This is a genomic window from Mariniflexile sp. HNIBRBA6329 (assembly GCF_043558645.1).
GTDB lineage: Bacteria > Bacteroidota > Bacteroidia > Flavobacteriales > Flavobacteriaceae > Mariniflexile.
In genome coordinates, this window is the sequence record NZ_JBIFXS010000003.1 from 84381 (window position 1) to 104087 (window position 19707).

Annotated in this window: 14 protein-coding genes; 6 read left to right on the forward strand and 8 right to left on the reverse strand. The window is 35.0% G+C overall.

Annotated elements, in window-relative coordinates; genetic code table 11:
- Positions 1–136: 136 nt before the first annotated feature.
- Positions 137–4561 carry a translocation/assembly module TamB domain-containing protein gene (locus tag ACGK9U_RS05000; RefSeq protein WP_394465272.1) on the reverse strand — a complete coding sequence of 1475 codons (4425 nt, stop codon included), beginning with the start codon at positions 4559–4561 and terminating at the stop codon, positions 137–139.
- A 149-nt stretch (positions 4562–4710) separates the two neighbouring features.
- On the opposite strand from ACGK9U_RS05000, the gene tsaD reads away from it, so the two are divergent.
- The 6 genes from tsaD (at position 4711) to ACGK9U_RS05030 (ending at position 8733) form a co-directional block, all read left to right on the forward strand.
- Positions 4711–5733, forward strand: a complete 1023-nt coding sequence (gene tsaD / locus ACGK9U_RS05005; protein ID WP_394465273.1) for a tRNA (adenosine(37)-N6)-threonylcarbamoyltransferase complex transferase subunit TsaD — start codon at positions 4711–4713, stop codon at positions 5731–5733.
- A gap of 145 nt (positions 5734–5878) precedes the next feature.
- The gene (locus ACGK9U_RS05010) at positions 5879–6517 is read left to right on the forward strand and encodes a peptidylprolyl isomerase (RefSeq protein WP_394465274.1); all 639 of its coding nucleotides are present in this window, start codon (positions 5879–5881) and stop codon (positions 6515–6517) included.
- Positions 6517–7221: a 16S rRNA (uracil(1498)-N(3))-methyltransferase gene (locus ACGK9U_RS05015; RefSeq protein WP_394465275.1), complete on the forward strand. Its 705-nt coding sequence runs from the start codon at positions 6517–6519 to the stop codon at positions 7219–7221. The genes ACGK9U_RS05010 and ACGK9U_RS05015 overlap by 1 nt, the downstream gene beginning before the upstream one ends.
- A gap of 1 nt (position 7222) precedes the next feature.
- Positions 7223–7867: a DUF4159 domain-containing protein gene (locus ACGK9U_RS05020; protein WP_394465276.1), complete on the forward strand. Its 645-nt coding sequence runs from the start codon at positions 7223–7225 to the stop codon at positions 7865–7867.
- 69 nt (positions 7868–7936) lie between these two features.
- Positions 7937–8095 carry a hypothetical protein gene (locus ACGK9U_RS05025; RefSeq protein WP_394465277.1) on the forward strand — a complete coding sequence of 53 codons (159 nt, stop codon included), beginning with the start codon at positions 7937–7939 and terminating at the stop codon, positions 8093–8095.
- Positions 8096–8232: 137 nt separating this feature from the next.
- Positions 8233–8733 carry a TrmH family RNA methyltransferase gene (locus ACGK9U_RS05030; RefSeq protein ID WP_394465278.1) on the forward strand — a complete coding sequence of 167 codons (501 nt, stop codon included), beginning with the start codon at positions 8233–8235 and terminating at the stop codon, positions 8731–8733.
- 177 nt (positions 8734–8910) lie between these two features.
- Here ACGK9U_RS05030 and ACGK9U_RS05035 read toward each other — a convergent pair whose 3' ends face one another.
- From ACGK9U_RS05035 to nirD, 7 genes are all read right to left on the reverse strand, one after another.
- On the reverse strand, positions 8911–10338 hold the full coding sequence (locus tag ACGK9U_RS05035) for a rubredoxin (protein WP_394465279.1): 1428 nt from the start codon (positions 10336–10338) through the stop codon (positions 8911–8913).
- 84 nt (positions 10339–10422) lie between these two features.
- Positions 10423–13944, reverse strand: coding sequence for a molybdopterin-dependent oxidoreductase (locus ACGK9U_RS05040; RefSeq protein ID WP_394465280.1), 3522 nt, complete (start codon positions 13942–13944; stop codon positions 10423–10425).
- A 118-nt stretch (positions 13945–14062) separates the two neighbouring features.
- Positions 14063–15493, reverse strand: a complete 1431-nt coding sequence (locus ACGK9U_RS05045) for an MFS transporter (RefSeq protein ID WP_394465281.1) — start codon at positions 15491–15493, stop codon at positions 14063–14065.
- Positions 15494–15934: 441 nt separating this feature from the next.
- Positions 15935–16600 (reverse strand): response regulator, encoded by a 666-nt coding sequence (locus ACGK9U_RS05050; protein ID WP_394465282.1) that lies wholly within the window; start codon positions 16598–16600, stop codon positions 15935–15937.
- A gap of 57 nt (positions 16601–16657) precedes the next feature.
- Complete coding sequence (locus tag ACGK9U_RS05055; RefSeq protein ID WP_394465283.1) at positions 16658–18475, reverse strand: ATP-binding protein; 1818 nt, start codon at positions 18473–18475, stop codon at positions 16658–16660.
- Between the two features lie 15 nt (positions 18476–18490).
- Entirely contained in the window at positions 18491–19075 is a 585-nt protein-coding gene (locus tag ACGK9U_RS05060) for a DUF4202 domain-containing protein (protein ID WP_394465284.1), read from the reverse strand.
- Between the two features lie 19 nt (positions 19076–19094).
- The gene (nirD, locus tag ACGK9U_RS05065) at positions 19095–19472 is read right to left on the reverse strand and encodes a nitrite reductase small subunit NirD (protein ID WP_209657087.1); all 378 of its coding nucleotides are present in this window, start codon (positions 19470–19472) and stop codon (positions 19095–19097) included.
- Positions 19473–19707 lie beyond the last annotated feature (235 nt).

Sequence of the window (19707 nt, forward strand, 5' to 3'; positions counted from 1 at the left end):
GTAAAATTACTAAACTAAAACCATATATCTATAGCATTTATCCTATTTTAATGCACATATTAAACTATAACGTTTTAGTTTATAAAAAAATAATGAAGAATTATAAATCCACGACTTTTATATGGAATTGTATGGCTTATTCTTCTGAAGAAGACTTTATTTTTACATAATCGGGAAGTACACGCGCTTCTTTTTTGGCATCATTTTCGGCTTCTTTTTCAATGGTAATTTCATCTTCCTTTTTAGCATTTCTAAAAAAGTTTTGGATAAGTTCTTTAAACGTATCAAAATCTACACTATATGAAAGCCCGATACCTTGGGTATATCCTATTTTTTCTCCAAAGTTTTGGATACTGTTTTCTCTATTGAATACATTGGCGGTTAAAGTACCTTCATCATTTAATAAGAAGTTGATTTCCACATCACCTGCAATAACAGTTTCGGTAGCTCCAGCTCCCCCAACGGGTACTCCTACTTTACCATTAATAAGTACGCGGTCGCTAATTTGCGTTTGTAAGGTAACGCCAAAACGATCATCGGTTTGATAATCTGGTTGATTTTGACCCGCTTCATAATTCAAACCTATATTAAGTTTGCTATCGCCCGTTGTAAAAATGCCGTTAATGATACCATTTAGTCGTTCTGCAATGGTGCCTGAAAAATTTAGTTCGCTTAAACCTCTTGAAAAAGATCCTGTAGATAATAAATACAAGGCTTGGTTTTGTTTATCGTTATCCGATTCCAAACGGTATTGCAGCTCCGATTTTATAGTAGAACTAACGGTAGGGAACCTAAAATCGTAAAGAGGTGTTGGGCGTTCCAAACTACCTGTTAATGTGATATCCAGCTCTACCGGAATGTTTCTATTAATAGGATTATCCAGTAATGGCGATGGATTGGTCTGGGTTTTATAGGTAGCACGCATATTTAACTCAGCATTAAGCGGATCGCCTTCCCAAGCAATGGTACCACCGGGTTGTACTGTGAATTCTTTTTGAATTAAACCTCCATAGGCGAAATTATAAACCCCTTCGAACACCGAGAAATCTCCCCACATATTGAATTTTCCATTGGTATTGATTTCAACCAATAAACCACCACGACCACGACCTTTTAAAGAATGTCCTGAACTTTTATCAATAATAATTTCTACTTCGGCATCTTCGGTTACATCTAAATCGAAATCTAACTCCAACCCTCGTATTTCGTTAAACACAACTTCTTTACCTAATCTGCGAGCTTCTTTTTCTTCTTTTGTAATAAAATGTATATATGAATTATCTCCAAAAGACTCCGTATCACTTAGCGGGATTTTAAAAACAGTTCCAGATTTTGTTTCACCAACAACGCTAATCACCAACTGATCTGTAGGTCCTGATATGCTTGCTCTACCACCAATAAAACCTGTTCCGTAGTATAAGGCGTCTTCAGATTCTTTAGTATCTAAAACCAATAGTCTTGAGGTACTTAAGTTTAAATCTAAATTCCATTTAGAAAAGTTAACATGACTTAAAGAACCATTTATTTGTCCTTTAGATTTATGCTTTGTATCCGTTATTTGAATTCTATTAAAAATAAAACTCTGGTTTTTTAATGATACCGAAGCGTTATTGGCAAATTGATAATCTACATTTAAATAAGGAATACCAAAACCACCATTGTCTAAACTTAAGTTACCATTTATATCAGGTTTCCTTAAGTTCCCTATTACATTCACCTTTCCGGTAGCTAAACCGCGTATGTTTGACAATACATTCTGTAAAAAAGGATTTAATGGTTTCAAATTAAAATCATTAAGTTCTAAATCTACATTTATATTCGATTGTTTTCCGTTTACATTAATATCTCCAAGTGCTCTAAACGATTTTTTAGTATCGTCCTTAATGGTAACATCTACATAATAATTGGTTAAATTCTGATTACCTTTTATGTTGGCATCAAACGAACCTAATTCAAAATCATTCACCTTAAAATTATCTATCACAATGCTTGAATTCGGTAAATAACTTCCATTTTTTTGCAATAAATCCAGCTTACCATTAACCCGTCCTGCTAATTTTAAACTATCTATTTCTGGGACAATTTTAGCTAAATCGACATTTTTGAAATCCAGCTTTAAATCTTTTTGGGTGGAATCTTTTATAAAGCCTGAAAATTTAATTTCTTCATTGCCATGGTTTATTTCTAGCTTATCAATATTAAATTTTGTAAAGGTATTATTGAACGAAACTTTATTGAATTTATCTTTCTTTTCATTAATGTACCAAGTATTATCCTTTATTGTAACATCCGATTTTTTAAAACCTATAACCGACTCCTTTTCTTTATTGATAGTATGGTAGAAACTCAAATTAAAGATATCATTGTTGCGTTTTCCGCCTCTAAACTCCGAACGCATAAACAAGGTATCATTTACCGTTACATTAATTAAACTGAATTTGGAAACGTTGTAATACTTTGTTTTTAAGCTATCTACCTCTACATAGGTATTAAAAAGCGGATTGCTATTATCTACTTGAAGCTCGATATTGTTGGCAAAATAATCAAGTAATTTAATTTGTGGTGATTTAAAAGTAAGGTTAAATTGCCTTTGATCGTTTTCAACACGTCCCTTAATATAGGTGTTCTTTCCTAATTCGATTTCTGGATAAAAAACTTCCACAATTTTATTGTAAATTTTAAAATTAAAATCGATGTTTTGATTGGTTTTAATTTTATGCGGAATGTAATTGGTATAGATGTGCCCTAAAGAATTTTCGAACAGCTTTTTAATATCATTAACAACAAAACGTCCTTTAAGCTCGCCTTCTATAATATCGGGCGATTTAATTTCTATAAAACGAATATCTTCTTCAAACCTTGATGTTACATCCAGCCTATCAAAGTAATACGTGTCGTTTTGGTTTTGATAAACAGTATTGGTGAAAGAAATTTTGCCGTAAGCATCATCAAGTGTGCTACTGTTCATGTTCATTTTAACATTACTGCTAAACAACGAAATGCTATCCTTTTTAACAAAGTTTAAAACGTTTAAATTGGCATAATCTATTTTAGCTTCAAAATCATATTTTTTAACTTTTTCAGAAAAATCTATAAGTCCTAAAAAGTTTAAACGTAGGTTTTTATCGTTTGCAATTAGATTTCCGTCAAAAATTTTATTCCTAACGTTACCAACCACTTTAATGCCTGTATAATTATAGTTGTTATAATACACTTCGTGTACATTGCCTTTTACTTGTGTATTTAAATTTCTAGCTGTAAAACCTGATCCCTTAACATCAAAATTTAATGATGCCATTCCTACTGTAGGTTCATTTAAAAAAGTTCCAAAGTCGAAATTTTCAAAAGCAACATTACCACTGTAAGAAGCATTATCAATATCATTGATTTTTGAAATTTGTAAATTAGAATCTACATAGCCTAATTCAGTATCTATTTGAATATTAGCCTTTACCGTTGAAGCCGTTACTTGCGAGTTACCTATAATGGTGAATTTCCCCAACTTAACGAACGAAGACGGAATGGAAGCTCCTAAAACATTGGGCAACATTGCTTTTAATTCTTGATAGGTTGAAGATAAATTTCTAAAATTTCCATTCATGTAAAAATTTCCTTCTTCCTTATTAAACAGGTTTTTAAAAAGGATGTTACCATCAACCACTGTGTTACTATTTGAATTTAGTTTTAGATTAGTGGCTTGTAAATTATTTAATGTTCCAGATAAATCCACACTGAATTGAACAGATTGGTTTTTGCCGAATTCGTTATAAAATGTGTTCAACTCATCTAAAAAAACATTAGAATTATTAAAACTAGCGTTTACCAAAACCTTATCTGTAAAAAATTGTAAATCTTCCCTTTTGTATGAAAACTTTAAATCGCCTTTTAGTCTAGAGTGCTGTGTTTTGGCATCTAAATCAGCAAAGGTCATATCTGTAAGCGTATAGGCAAAATTGGTCATCATATTCTTCATAACCAACCCTCTACTGTCTTTAAACGCCAGGGTATTTATTCGGGCACTTACATCACTTCCATTAATTAAAAAATTGGTGGCATTTATGTTTAGCTTCGTAAATTCAAGTAGTTTTGAGGTTTCCCTATTTTCATCAAGAAGCCTAAACGTTCCATTATAAATAGAAACATCACTAGAAGACAATAAAAAGGTGCTTGGGCTTTTTCGTGGATTATCGTCTTCAAATTTATGTACAAAAACATCCAAATTTGTTTCCGATTCTCCTTTATGGGTTTTAATATTAAAAATTAAATCTTCAATATCAATATCCCCAAAAGTCAACTTACCATTAATTAAATTATTAATGCTTATAATTGAGGTGTTCAATTCTGCTATTCCAATAAGCGTATCCTTCTTATAATCTTCTATATAAATATTTTTAAGCTCTACATCTCCATTAAATTGCAAGCTTACTCTACTAATATTTATATTGGTTTTAAATTCATCGTTCAGTCGCTTTGTAGCATATTTACCAAGACCGGTTTGTACACTGGGAATAGAAAGCACCAACACCAAAATGATGAAAAGCAGTAAAAAAATACCTGCCAATTTATATGCTATTTTAAAGGCTTTTTTGATACTTGTAAAAATTATTAATTTATTTAAGAATGCATTACATTTGCAATTACGGATAAAAGCAATGAATTAGACTTTTATTCTGTTTCAAAATTAACAATTATTATGCCTAATTTTAAGTAATGGCCGAACAAAATATTTATATTCTAGGAATTGAGTCTTCTTGCGATGATACAGCGGCTTCCGTAATGCACAACGGTCGGATTTTAAGCAACATTATTGCCAACCAAAAAATACACGAAGAATACGGTGGTGTAGTACCAGAATTGGCATCTAGGGCACACCAACAAAACATTGTCCCAGTAGTGGCACAAGCTTTAAAAAAAGCGAATATTACGAAAGATCAATTAAATGCAATTGCATTTACACGAGGTCCTGGACTTATGGGTTCTTTGTTGGTAGGAACATCATTTGCTAAATCGCTGGCTTACGGGTTGGACATTCCGCTTATTGATGTTAACCACATGCAAGGGCATATATTGGCACATTTTATAGATGAAGATGGGTTTGAAAAACCACCTTTTCCGTTTTTAGCAATGACCATTTCCGGTGGTCACACTCAAATTGTGAAAGTTGACAACTATTTTGACATGACCGTTATAGGCGAAACCATTGATGATGCCGTTGGTGAAGCTTTTGATAAAAGTGGAAAAATTCTTGGTTTAGGCTACCCAGCAGGACCAGAAATTGACAAACGTGCCAAATTAGGAAACCCTAAAGCCTTTAAATTTACCAAACCCAAAGTAGATGGATTGAATTTTAGTTTTTCAGGTTTAAAAACCGCCATTCTATACTTCATTCAAAATGAAACCAAAGCGAACTCCAATTTTATTGAAGAAAACCTCAATGATATTTGCGCTTCCATTCAATACACCATTATTGGTATTTTAATTGATAAATTGAAGCTGGCATCTAAGCAAACGGGCATTAAACACATTGCTATTGGTGGTGGTGTTTCGGCTAATTCGGGCATTCGTCAAGCTTTAAAAGATGGCGAGCAAAAATTTGGATGGACTACCTATGTCCCTAAATTTGAATTCACTACCGATAACGCTGCTATGATTGCCATTGTAGGCTACCTAAAATATTTGGATGGTGAGTTTGCGGAACAGAATGTGGCTGCTTCTGCGCGATTGAAGATTTAATTTTTTTTTAGCCACTAATGCAAAAACATTGTTTATTAGTGACACTTTTTAAGTTGTAAACAATACATTCTTAAAAACTTATTTTCTTTCTATTTATATGTTCCGTCAATAATTTTAAATTTGATACAAATTTAAAAACCCCATTATGACAAAACACCTACTTTTTGCAGTAATTCTTAGTGGTTCTGCTTTATTAAATGCACAAAATTCAACCGAAAAGGAATTAGAACTTATTGAAACTCCCGAACAGATAGAAAACTATCTGGAGTTAAAAAATTCAAAAGACAATAAATTGATTACTTTTAATGAAGAAAAGCATAAAACCATTCTTGCAAAAGAACTTTTTGAGCTTTCAAAAGGTGGCATCAAAACCATAAAAAATAATTTTGACAAAACCATTTACAAGGTTATTGAAAAGACTAAAACCACCAATTACCGTGCAGCTTATATTTATTTAGATGGCACAAAATATAGTACAAGCGATTTGAATACTTTAAGAACCAAAATAATTAACGAATATAAAAACGGTGCGCCTTTCGATTTTTTAGCGAATAAATATTCCATGGATGAAAATGCCAATAGAGGTGGCGATTTAGGTTGGTTTGCACAAGGTGATATGTATCCCGATTTTGAAAATGAAATCATTAATGGAAATCATGGTTTAAACGATATTTTTACTCTTGATATTCCTTCAAAAAACTGGTATTACGTGGTATTAAAAACCCATGAACCAAAAGATATTTCTGAAATTAAAGTTTTAAAAATTGTTGAAAATTTAAATTAATGCAACTTTTTTACAATCCAGACATTACCGAAAACACCACCCAATTTTCTTTTGAAAAAGAAGAAAGCAAGCATATTGTAAAAGTGCTTCGTAAATCGGTTGGTGATACTTTGCATATTACAAACGGTAATGGCTGGTTGTTTAATGCCGAAATTACCATTCCAAACATTAATAAATGTGTTGCTAACATCATTTCTAAATCTAAACAGCAAAAACACGATTATCATTTGCATTTGGCGGTAGCGCCTACCAAAATGAACGACCGCTATGAATGGTTTTTGGAAAAAGCCACCGAAATTGGTATTGATAGCATCACCCCTATTATTTGCGATCACAGCGAACGAAAGGTTATAAAACCCGAACGCTATGAGAAAATTTTGCAATCGGCCATGAAACAATCGTTGAGTTGTTTTTTGCCAAAACTTAATGATGCCATCAGTTTTAAAGATTTTATAAAACAAGATTTTGAAGGCGATTTATTTATTGCACATTGTGAAGAAACCGATAGAAAATCGTTAAAACAACAACTAAAACCCAATCAAAACATTACCATTTTAATTGGACCTGAAGGCGATTTTAGCACCAAAGAAATTGAATGGGCACTTAAAAACAAGTTTATTCCCGTAACTTTGGGCGAAACCAGACTGCGTACTGAAACCGCTGCTATTGTAGCGTGCCATTCGGTAGCATTTATAAATGAGTAATATGAAAAAGACCCTTTTATTTTTAACTTTTAACTTGCTACTTTTAACTTTATCAGCCCAAGAAATAGCCCTAGTTAAATACAAAGGTGGTGGCGATTGGTATGCAAACCCTACGGCTTTACGCAACTTAATTGCCTTTTGCAACAACAATATAGGCACCAAAATAAACCCCAAACCGCAAGATGTAGAAGTGGGGAGTTCGGATATTTTTCAGTTTCCTTTTTTACATATGACGGGACATGGCAATGTGTTTTTTAGCGAAAAAGATGCCGAAAACCTTCGGAATTATTTAATATCTGGTGGCTTTTTACATATTGATGACAACTATGGTTTTCAGCCTTACATAAGCAAAGAACTTAAAAAAGTATTTCCGGATAAGGAATTGGTAGAACTGCCTTCTAACCACGCTATTTTTAATACAGCGTTTAAATTCCCGAATGGATTACCTAAAATACATGAACACGATGGCAAGCGTCCGCAAACTTTTGGAATTTATTTTGAAGACCGCTTGGTATTAATTTTTACTTTTGAAAGCGATTTAGGCGATGGTTGGGAAGACCCCGAAGTACACAACGACCCCGCCGATGTTAGAGAAAAAGCCTTAAAAATGGGCGCAAATATTGTTAAATATGCGTTTGAAAATTAAACGATTAACGATTGACGATTGATGATTTTTGATTTACGAATAAACCAATAAACGAATTCACGAATTTATATGAAAGATCTATTCGTTTCCATAGTCGAAGCCATTTTTAATAATGACAATGAAGAAGATTATACATTTAGAAAACTTTTAATTGTAGTTGTAAAGGTCTTGGTATTTATCGCTTTAATTACTTTAGGAATTTGGATTGCCTTAAAACTTAAAAAATAAACTATTTGTGAATTCGTGGCAAAACCAAATAACCTCGTAAACGAATAAACACATAAACGAGTAACGATTTTTGATTAACGATTTACGATTAACAACTTAACGACTCAACGAATCAACAAATAAACATCTAAACACTCTTGCAACTCACCCACTACAATACCCATTTTAAAAAACGTACTTTCCCTATAATATTGGTGTGCGATCATGTAACCAACGCGCCAAATATTGGTAGTTTGTTTAGAATTTCGGATGCATTTGGTGTTGAAAAATTGATGCTTTGTGGTGCCGATATTACCTTAGGACGAAAAATAACCAAAACATCGAGAGCTACCGAAAAACTAGTGGATTTTGAAATTTGCAATTCGGCTTTAAGTATTATTGAAGGTTTAAAGAATGAGGGTTACCAAGTTATTTCGCTTGAAATTACCTCTAGTAGCAAACCAATCCATACGCTGAAGTTTTCAGCAGAAAAACCCATAGCCTTGGTAATTGGTGATGAAAACTTTGGGGTTTCTGACGCTATTATAAATATTTCGGATATGGTAATGCATATTGATATGTTTGGACAAAACAGCAGCATGAATGTAGTGCAAGCTACCAACATTGCTCTCTATGAAATGACTAAGCAGCTTGTTTAACCCTGATAGAAGCCCTTCGACAGCGCTCAGGACAAGTTTAACCTTTTGTTTTCCATCATAATTAAACCTGCCCTTTGGACCAACTTAAATTTTATTGTAGATTCCTGCCTTCGCAGGAATGACAAAAAAACAAAAGATATAACGGATAGCCGTAAATAGCTTCTAAAAAAACAGATTTTATTTTACCAACACCCTCTTTTCAAAACTACTTTTTGGCGCTTCGCACAGTGAACATTCGTAGGTTTCTGGAAGACTTTCAAACGTGGTGTTAGGTGCTATATTTTGAGTAATATCGCCATACACTTCGTTATAAATAGTTAGGCAATCTTTACACTGGTACACTTTTTCTTCGGTGGTTTCCTTTATGGTGTCTTTTGTAGAAACGACCTCGCGCTCGGTACCTAATTGTTCAAAATACAACTGGCTTAATTCCATTAATAGCCCAGGTAACTCCACCTTATCTACATCTTGAACGTGCATGATGTATTCGCGTGTGTTGGGATCAAAATTTTTGGCGTACAACAGATTGTAGGTATCTCGAATTACAAAATCGCTTAAGGCTTCTGGTTTTTTGTTTTTTTCGACAACGATAGATGTGAAATAATAGGCACTACTGGCGTAATTTGTGAGTCCGAATGTTAAACCATAGGTACTGATATCGTTTTGGTCGAAATTGGTTACCAAGTACTTTTTAAGGTTCAAAGCATCTTTATCGTTCACCGGTAAATGCCAATTCAACTCCAACATGGAATGACGTACATTGATACCGAATTTACCTAAAAACTTTTCCCACTGCAATTTAGCTTGTAACGGAATTCCTTTTACAATAAAGGATTTCCACGGGGTAATGGATATTTTACCTATTTTATTTTCGGCACACAACTCGCACATCGCTTTTAAGAATGTAAGGTCGTAGCGGTTGTTTCTCCAATACAATCCTAACCAATATTTATCGCCAATTCGGTTCATCCCTTCGTAATATGGAAATGGATAAAATGGCACTTCCAAGGGTTTATCAACCGTTCTGTTGTTGGTATCGATGGCGTCACTTACCAATTCAAAAATGGTTTCTACGTTTTCTGGCTCTTCTTGCAACATGTTTTCAATGGCCAACTCCACTTTATCTAAATCCCAGCTATAAATAAGCGCAGGATACATAACCGTTTTTTTCCATTCTGGAAGACGAATGTACAAATACCAATAATCTTCATGCTCTGAAGCTATAAAATTGATATGCCCTGTAAACAACGGCACTAAACGTTGTTTGGGGTCGGTAATATTTACGCGTAGTTTCAGTTCGTGTTTGAATTGCTCTAAAATGTACAAATACCTATCGCTAGTAAGCCATGAGGTACTTGGAAAAATATCAGAAGACACGTATGAAGACACCATATTTTCAGTACGCACTTGATTTGGTGCCACAATTTGAAGTTTATCAAAACTTCTTAGCTTTTCTATATCAACAGGTTCTGGAAAAATAATGTCTTGTCTAGATCCAAATGAAATGGTATCTAAGCCCAAACTTTCGGCAGCTTCACAAATGTATTTTAATTCTCCAGGAGACAATACACCGCCATTAACTATCAATCTACACGATTCTTTCATGTGTCTATTTTATTTGTTTTTATTGGTCACATTGTGCTTCCAAATAATCATCATCTTAGGTATAAAAATTTAGTTATGGAAGTTTCATGCCAATACCTTTGTGTTATTTAAAATTTCCCTAACCTCTGTTTTACAACTTCCGCAGCCCAAACCAGCACCTGTTTTATTGCACAGTTCGGTGAAGTTTGTGCATCCACCTTTAATGGCTTCTTCTATATTTCCTGCCCCTACCTGACTGCATGAACACACCAACTTACCTATTACTGGTACATCGTTGGAAGCACCTCGCAATAAGGTATTTCGCTTGTCCGACATTTCAATTTTACTCTCAATCATGGTTTTAAATTCGGCAAACTCATTTTTGTCGCCCATTAAAACCGCACCAATCAATAAATCGTCTTTAACGATGCATTTTTTGTAATAGCGTTTTGAAATATCGGTGAAAATAACTTCTTCATAGGAATCATCATTATCAGGCACATCAATATTCCCTATACTACAAAGATTTAAGTCGTTGAATTTTAAAATATTCATTAAAACCGAACCATTGTAAGCACAACTGATATCGCCCGCAATAAAGTTCGCTAAAATGTTTGCTTGCTCTTCCGCTGCCGAGGTAATTCCGAATAACTGATTGTTAAATTCTGCAATTTCTCCGATAGCGAAAATATCTGGATTTGAGGATTGTAAATGCTGATTTACCTTAACCCCACGACTACACACGATACCATTTTCTCTAGCAATTTCTATATTAGGAATGGTTCCTATAGCATACACAATGGCATTGGCGGTTATGAATTTTCCACTTTTTAAGGTGATGTTCAATTCGCCCGTTTCATCATCGTCAAACACCGTACTTACCTCATTATCAAAGTAAATTTGAATACCGCGTTCCTGTACATCTAAAGCCAATAATTTACTGGAAACTTTATCTAATTGACGCTCCATCAATCTGGAAGCGCGTTGGATGATGGTAATTTTTACGTTTTTATGTTTCATGGCCGCTGCCAATTCCAAACCTAACAAACCACCACCAACAATAACCACATGTTGTTCTTCTGGTGGCAACCCAGTTGCATCTAAATAGGCTTTAAACCTATCGGCGTCACTTTTGTTACGCATGGTAAAACGCCCCGGTAAATCTATTTGAACATCTTTAGGAATGAACGCACGACTACCTGTTGCCAAAATAAGTTTACTAAACGTGTGTTGGTCGCCATTGGTATCGGTCACCACTTTATTGTCAGAATCAATTTTCTGAATGGAAGTTTCAGGATATACCTTAATATTAAGCTTACCTAACTCCTTTTGTTTAATTTTAAGAAGTTGTTCCCAAGTTAATTCTTCGGTAACATATTCAGGCAATAACACCCTATTATAGAACAAATTAGGTTCTTTTGAAAATACATGAATTTCATCAACCTCGTTATATTCCCTATAATTTTGAACAAACCTGAAAGCGGCTGCTCCTGCCCCAACAATGATTATTTTTTCAACAGGTTTTTTATATTTTGAAACCGATACACGCGTAAATTTAAAATCCGGTTCTTTAGATGTAGGATCGATGTGCGTGTTGGTTAAATTGTTGGCTCTGTTTAAGTCGCTTTGCAATTGTTTTCCCCAGTGCATTGGTAAAAACACACAACCTTTTACAATGTTTTCGGTAACTTTTGCACGTACCCTAACAACGCCGTTTTCACTTTTAATTTCAGTAATATCGCCATCTTTAATCTTATTCAAATAGGCATCAACAGGATTGATTTCCAATACAGGTGTTGGGTAATGTGTTTTTAAACGCGATACCTTACCAGTCTTGGTCATCGTATGCCACTGGTCGCGTACCCTACCCGTTGTTAAAACCAACGGATACTCTTCGTTAGGCTTTAATGAGGTGTTTTCAATACTGGTTGCCACATTAAAAATGGCTTTTTGCGATGGTGTATAGAATTTTTTATCTTGAAAAAGTCTTGGGGTTCCTGCATGGCGGTACTCGGGTACTGGCCATTGGAAGGTGCCTTCGCCTTTTAATCGATCATAATTTAAAAAAGAAACATCAATTTTTGTTCCTTTTGTCATAGATGCATATTCATCATAAATTTCTTCGGCACTGTTGAAATTAAAACCACGGAAACCCATACGTTGTGCAAAATCGCAGAAAATCTCCACATCGGGTCTTGCTTCACCTGGTGCATTTATTTCCTTTGGTAAATAAGAAATACGACGCTCAGAATTGGTCATCGTACCCTCTTTTTCCAACCAACCAGCAGCAGGAAGTACTAAATCGGCATACGCTACGGTATCTGATTTATGTGAAATATCTTGAACCACCACAAACTTCGCATTCTTCATGGCGCGTTCTATACGGTGCGTATTTGGTAAACTCACCAACGGATTGGTACAAGCGATCCAAACAGCTTTTAATTTTCCTGATTCTAAAGCATCAAACATTTCGGTAGCCGTTAAACCTGGTTTTGGTGAAATTTTATCAACGCCCCAAAATTGTGCTACTTCCCTGCGATGTTCTTCATTCATCAAATCTTTATGAACCGCTAGTAAATTTGCCATACCTCCTACTTCGCGTCCGCCCATAGCATTGGGTTGTCCCGTTAACGAAAAAGGTCCTGAACCCGGTTTACCAACCTGTCCGGTAATAAGCGATAAATTCAACAAGGCCGTATTTTTATCGGTACCCACCACACTTTGGTTAAGCCCCATTGCCCACATGCTGATGAAACCTTTGGAAAGCCCTATGATATCGGCTGCTTTTCGAATATCCGATTCTGGTACGCCGCATATTTTTGAAGCATCCTTAATAGACGTTGCAAAAATTTGTTCTTTATAAGCTGTAAATCCTTCGGTATGGTTTTTAATAAAATCGTCGTCAATTAAACCGCGTTTGAACAAACATCTTCCTATGGCATTGTAAAGAATAACATCGGTTCCCGGAATTAACTGCAGGTGTAAATCGGCAAAACTTGCTGAATCGGTTTTTCGCGGATCGACCACAATGATTTTTACATCCGGATTTTTCTCTTTATGCTGTTCGATGCGTCTGAAAAGAATGGGATGGCACCAAGCAGGATTTGCACCTGTAATTAAAAAACAATCGGCTAACTCAATATCTTCATAAGACACGGGAACACTGTCTTCACCAAAGGTTTTTTTGTAACCAACCACTGCCGAACTCATACACAAACGTGAGTTGGTATCGATGTTATTTGTTCCTAAAAACCCTTTTGTAAGTTTATTGGCAATGTAATATTCTTCTGTTAAACTTTGTCCGGACACGTAAAACGCTACGCTATCTGGACCATGTTTTTTTATAATGGATTTGAAAACGCTGGCAGCACGATCTAACGCATCGTCCCAACTTACACGCTCGCGAGGATGCGAACGGCTCCAACGCATTTCGGGGTATAAAATTCTATCGGAAGTATCGTTAACTACATAATGTAAATTCATACCTTTAGAACAAAGCATGCCTCTGTTTACGGGGTGGTCTTTATCGCCTTCAACAAAAACCTTATCATTATTGTCTTTTTTAACAATGATGCCGCAACCAACCCCACAATACGAACACGTCGTTTTTACTTCCTTTTTTATCATTTATACGAGTGATTTAATACGAATTAAGACAATTTAACAACACCAAACAAGCTTCCTATTTATTATTACAAATACGGTAAAAAGCGTGTTTCATTTTTTAAAATATATAAATTTAATATTAATAATCTGCTTTTACGGTAATTAATTCTGGACTCACTTCTCCTAATGCATCATTCTTAACCACTTCTTCCTCTTTAGTTGAAAAACGAATAGCTAGTGAAAGGATTCCCGCTAAAACCACTATAAAACCAATAACAAAATAACCACTTGAAACGGCACTTGACGCTGCAGCAGATTGTGCAGATTTCATAACCTCTTCGCCCAATCCTTCACTAGAAACAATTGCAGCTTTTTCAGCTACGGCCGATTTAGATTTTAGCAACATAGCCGCTAAAAAAGCACCCACATTTCCTCCGGCACCTACAATACCTGAAACCGAGCCAATCGCTTTTTTATTTATAAACGGAACCACCGAAAATGTAGCACCTTCAGCCATTTGCACCGTTAAACTGAACATGATTAAAAACATAATTCCTAAAACAATACTTGTGGTGGTTGAGAAGGTTATAAGCATGATACCTTCTAATGATAAAATGGCTGCCAAAAACAATACTCGACCACGTAAACCTTTGAGTTTCCCGAATTTATCGCCAAAGAAGCCTCCCAAAGTACGGGCAAAAATATTCATTAAAGCGAACGATAACACAATGTTTCCGGCAGTAAGCCTACTTAGTTGAAAGGTGTTTTGTAAATAATCGTCCATAGTACCATAAACCGTAAGTTCTATACCAAAACAAGCCGCATATACAAAGAAAAGTATCCATGTTCTGTAATCTTTTATAACAGTTGAAAAACCAACTTTATCTTTTTTAGTTGTGATGGTTTCTCCAGACTCTCTTAAATCTTTAAAGTTCCCCTCAGGTGTATCTTGTGTGAAAAAGTAATATACAAGTCCCATTAAAAAACAAACAACACCAGCAATAACCATGGAATATCTCCAAGCTTCGGCATCGGCAACCCCAAAACTCACTACAGCTGCTGCAATTAACGGCATCCCTAAACGGTTAGCACCTCCACCTAAATTACCCCATCCTGCAGAAGTAGCATTGGCAGTTCCCACTACATTAGGCGCAAACATTAAAGAGGTGTGTACTTGCGTAATTACAAAAGACGCTCCAATAAAACCAATAAATAATCTACATATTAAAAACTGAAGCGGTGTTTGCACCAAACCACATGCAATAACCGGAATGGCACCAAGAGTTAACAACCAAGTATAACATAAACGTGGGCCGTATTTATCACATAATTTTCCAATAAGTAATCTAGCAAACACGGTTCCTGAAACTGCTAAAATGATGGAGTTCCATTTTTGTGTTGGTGTTAAACCTAAATCTTTAACAACATCGGGCATAAACGGTACAATACCAAACCATGCAAAAAAACACATGAAAAATGATATAGACGTGATCCAAAACGTACGTGTTGGAATGGATTTAAAGTTTAATAAATTAAATTTTGTAGCCTTAAGAGATTTTGAAGTTTTCATAATAAGTATATTTATACGTACAAAACTAAGTATATTTACTTAATTATAAGTATTAAATACGTATTAATTAATAATTAATATGGAGTTGATAATTTTTGAAGAAGGTTTTTAAGGAATTGATAAAAAAAAAGGATTGTTAAGCTTTGGAAATAATAAAACAACAATTTATGTTGAGGGAATTTATAGTTAAAATTGTTTTTATAAACACATATTTCGATACACCGATTGCCGCATTTTACATAAAAAAAGTGAAATTCGCAATGACACTATTTTATAAATTTTTGATTATTAGATGGCGAAAAATTCAGAATAGAAATATAAACATTTAGCGTAGAAAGGCATGTTTGTAATTTAGACCTAATAGGTTTTGAAAACCTGTGAGGTCTAAATTATCCTAAAAATTATCGTTAAAACGTGAGACGAAATGAACCACGATACTAACTAAATCAGCTCAAACTCCTTTGCCTTATTACTTAGTTCCATAAGGTTTTTAACGTCTAGTTTTTTCATTAAATTAAAACGGTGTACCTCGGCGGTTCGCTTGCTTATTTGAAGTTCTTCGGCAATATCTTTGTTGTTTTTTAACTGAAGTACAAGGTTTAAAATCTGCTTTTCGCGTTTTGTTAAATTGAAGGGGTCTTCAACTTGCTTGGGTTCTTCGGAAGTTGGGGTTGGCGCATTTCCGTTCACAAAATTATTCATAATAATAGCAGAAATATCACCGGTAAAATACTTACCGCCCGATGCTACTTTATGTAAAGCTTTTAAAAACTCCTCTTTACTGGCTCCTTTCAACAAATAACCATCGGCACCCGCTTGAATGGCTTTTACTACGTATTCTTCAGAATCGTGCATAGAAAGTACCAAAGTACGTACATCGGTGTATTTTTTATTGACCTCTCTAACCACCTCTATGCCATTCAGTTCTGGCATTCTAATATCTACAATCAACAAATGGGGTTTATGCTTTTCTATAACCTCTAAAGCTTCTAAACCGTTTGAAGCTTCATCAATTACCTGTATGCCTTGTTGGTCTTCTAAAAGTGCTTTGATACCATCTCTTACCAATACGTGGTCATCTGCTAAAACTACATTTATAATATCCATCTGCTTATGTTGCTAATATTTATAAGTACAAAACTAAAAAAAATTACGTAACAGTACTTAACCTTCTATGGGTATATTTAATGTTACTCGGGTTCCCTTGCCTATTTCAGAATTCAAAAATAGACGACCATCTATATATTTAATACGCTCTTTCATAAAGGTCATGCCCATACCGCCGTCGCCATTCTTAACGTTTTTAACTTTGCTAGGATCGAACCCTTTACCATTATCATCCACAACAATACTTAGAATGTTATCACTATGCGATAAAGAAACCAGTATGTGCGTTGAACCGGCATACTTAATAGCATTATTAATGGCTTCCTGCACAATACGATATATATTTATTTCTACTAGGGAATCCAGGCGCTGGTTAAAATCCGTTTTATTAAATAGTACAATGTTTTTTCCGGTAAGTTTCCCCAGTTCCAAGGTCAATTTGGAAATAGCCGGCACAATACCATGGTCTGATAATTCCGGGGGCGTTAAATTAAAGGTTGCCGTTCTTACACCTTTTATAATGTTAGAGGTTAACTCTTTAAGATGTTCAATTTTAGACGCTGTTTTGTCAATATCCTTAATATCGATACTTTCCAAATTGTACTTTAAACCTGTAAGCATTTGCCCGATACCATCGTGTACATCTTTCGCAATACGGTTTTGTTCTTTTTCTTGGTTTTCAATAATCTGGCTTGAAACCAATTTTTGTTGGCTCATTTTCTCCTCAAAACTTTCCTTGGTTAAGCGTGCTATTTCAAGTTGCGCCGCTTTACGTGCCGTAATTTCGGAGGCGATGATGAGAAGTTCCGATTTATCATCGGTTGGACTAAATGGAATTATGGCCATTTCCAACCACACATCAATATTATCTTTAGTAGTTCCTTTTACTTCACCTTGCCAACCCGTTTTTTTGTGTTTATTTATTAAGTTTTCAATAATGTTCTGCTCTGTTTCGTTTACAGAAAGTATGTCGGCAAAATTGGTCGTCATATTGTACTTTGTAAACTTAAAAAGTCGTGAAAACTTTTTTCCTATATGTACCAAGGCACCATTGGGAGTGATGCGCGCAAATAAAAGCGTTTCGTCCATGGCATGACTTAAGGCCCGCAATTCTTTAATGGACTTTTCTTTAGAAATACTTAACTCATCGGCATCAAAAGCCATTTTTTTAGCTTTCTTTTCGGCGATTAATAAATCGGACAATGTTGCTCTTACAGATTTTGCAGTCGGCCAAAATATAAACAGAAATTCCGCCAAAAGTATCAGTATGGTAAATGCCGTTAACCACATTTCCAACTTACGCAACCAACTTACTTTGGCATCGGCTTCTAAATCGTATTGGTTAACAATTTGATCCATGACCTGCAGAAAATGACCTTCGTTTTCCTTAACACTTTCAATATCGTCTATAAATGCCAATAGTGGCAGCGGTGGTATGTTTTCAATCTTCTCAATGATGGATTTTGAAGCAGCACTTATGGTATTGAAGGTTGGATTTAAAACTTCAAACTTTTCCTTAATAATAGCGCTATTTTTCCCTGGCAATCCTAAACTATCATTTCCCTTTTGGAGGGCATGATGCGACAGTTCCCAAACCTTTAACGTTTGTTTTATTTTTTCTTTGAGAAGTAAACGTTCCTCAGCACTACTTTCAGTTGAAAGTGAAACAATTTCTTTGGTTAATTTCTGGCTCAACATACGTTGTCTACCCGCCACATTAATGACCGAAGAATCACTTTGCTGATCGTTTAAATGCTTGCGCACCAAAATTTGACTCAGGATAACCGACAGTGCAATGGTACTTAATGCAATAATGTACAAACGGCTTAATCTATCAAAAGTGCGTTGATCTAATGAATTACCGTTTTTTGCCATTGTTTATTATTGTATTTAAGAAATAGCCTGTTTTACAAGTACTAAACTTTTATCTGAAAATTTAAGTTTTAGGGCCTCTGCATGTCCTTCTTCCGACATTTTTACCCACGTTTTTTGAAGAATATCAATCACCTTTGCATCGTCATGCTTTTCAGCAAACTCTTCAAAATAGTAATCTAAAAATACCAAGCATATGACATCTTCAATGGTTTGGCTTTCTTCATTTTTTTTAATAAGTTTTTTATTGATTAAAAACGATACGCGCTCAACAAACTCCTCCTCATAACCCACTTCTTTTAAAATATCTGCTGTTATTTCAGCATGCATTTTTTTTAGGGTTTCGCGCCATTTTAAATAACCTACTCGATCCATTGGATATTCGTCTCTGGCTATTTTCCAACGGCAAATATGTTGTGCTCTGCATGCAATTTGAAGCGCTCTAGAAGCATCGGGTTTAAACTGCAATAACTTTTGAGACATCCGTTGTGAATACAATAATTCTTTAGGAAAATCTAACCCACATGCGTGGTAAACATTCGGATCTTCAGAATTTTTTTTATCGATTAAGGCTATGGCTGTCTCAAAACGTGTTGGTTTCATGATGTGTATGTATTATTGGTTAATCTGAAAAGCCAATATACACATTTCCGCTTTCAATTTTAACAGGATACACTGCAATTTTTAAATCATCGCCGCCTAAATTACTACCGTCTTCCAACGAAAAATTCTTTTTATGCATCGGGCAAGCCACTTTAGCAACGCCTTCTTTATCGCCAATCATCCCCAACGATAAAACCATTTCCATTTTATGTGGACATAAGTTTTGGCAGGCATACCATTTATCTTTTCTAGCGAAATTATACACCGCTATTTGCTTGGTTTTGTACTTGATACAGGCGCCACTATTTTCAGGAAAATCCGATACCGTACCCACTTCAAACCAAGTTTTTACTTCTGCTTCTGTAACCGATTTATATTGTTCAAGAATGTTTTGCATATCTATATTTTTTGTTGATTTGTTTATCTGTTGATTTGTATAAGTGTTACAAACAATTAAACAAATCCGCTTAATTCAATTCTTTTTATTTGGGCGTTCCTTTTACTTATACCTACAAGGTTTTTAAAACCTTGCAGGAGCGTAAAAGTCGGGCTTTACGCTACAAGTCCTCGCTCGTGCCTCACTGCGGGCTTTCCGCTACAATCCCTAACGCGGAACAATTGATAATTGATAA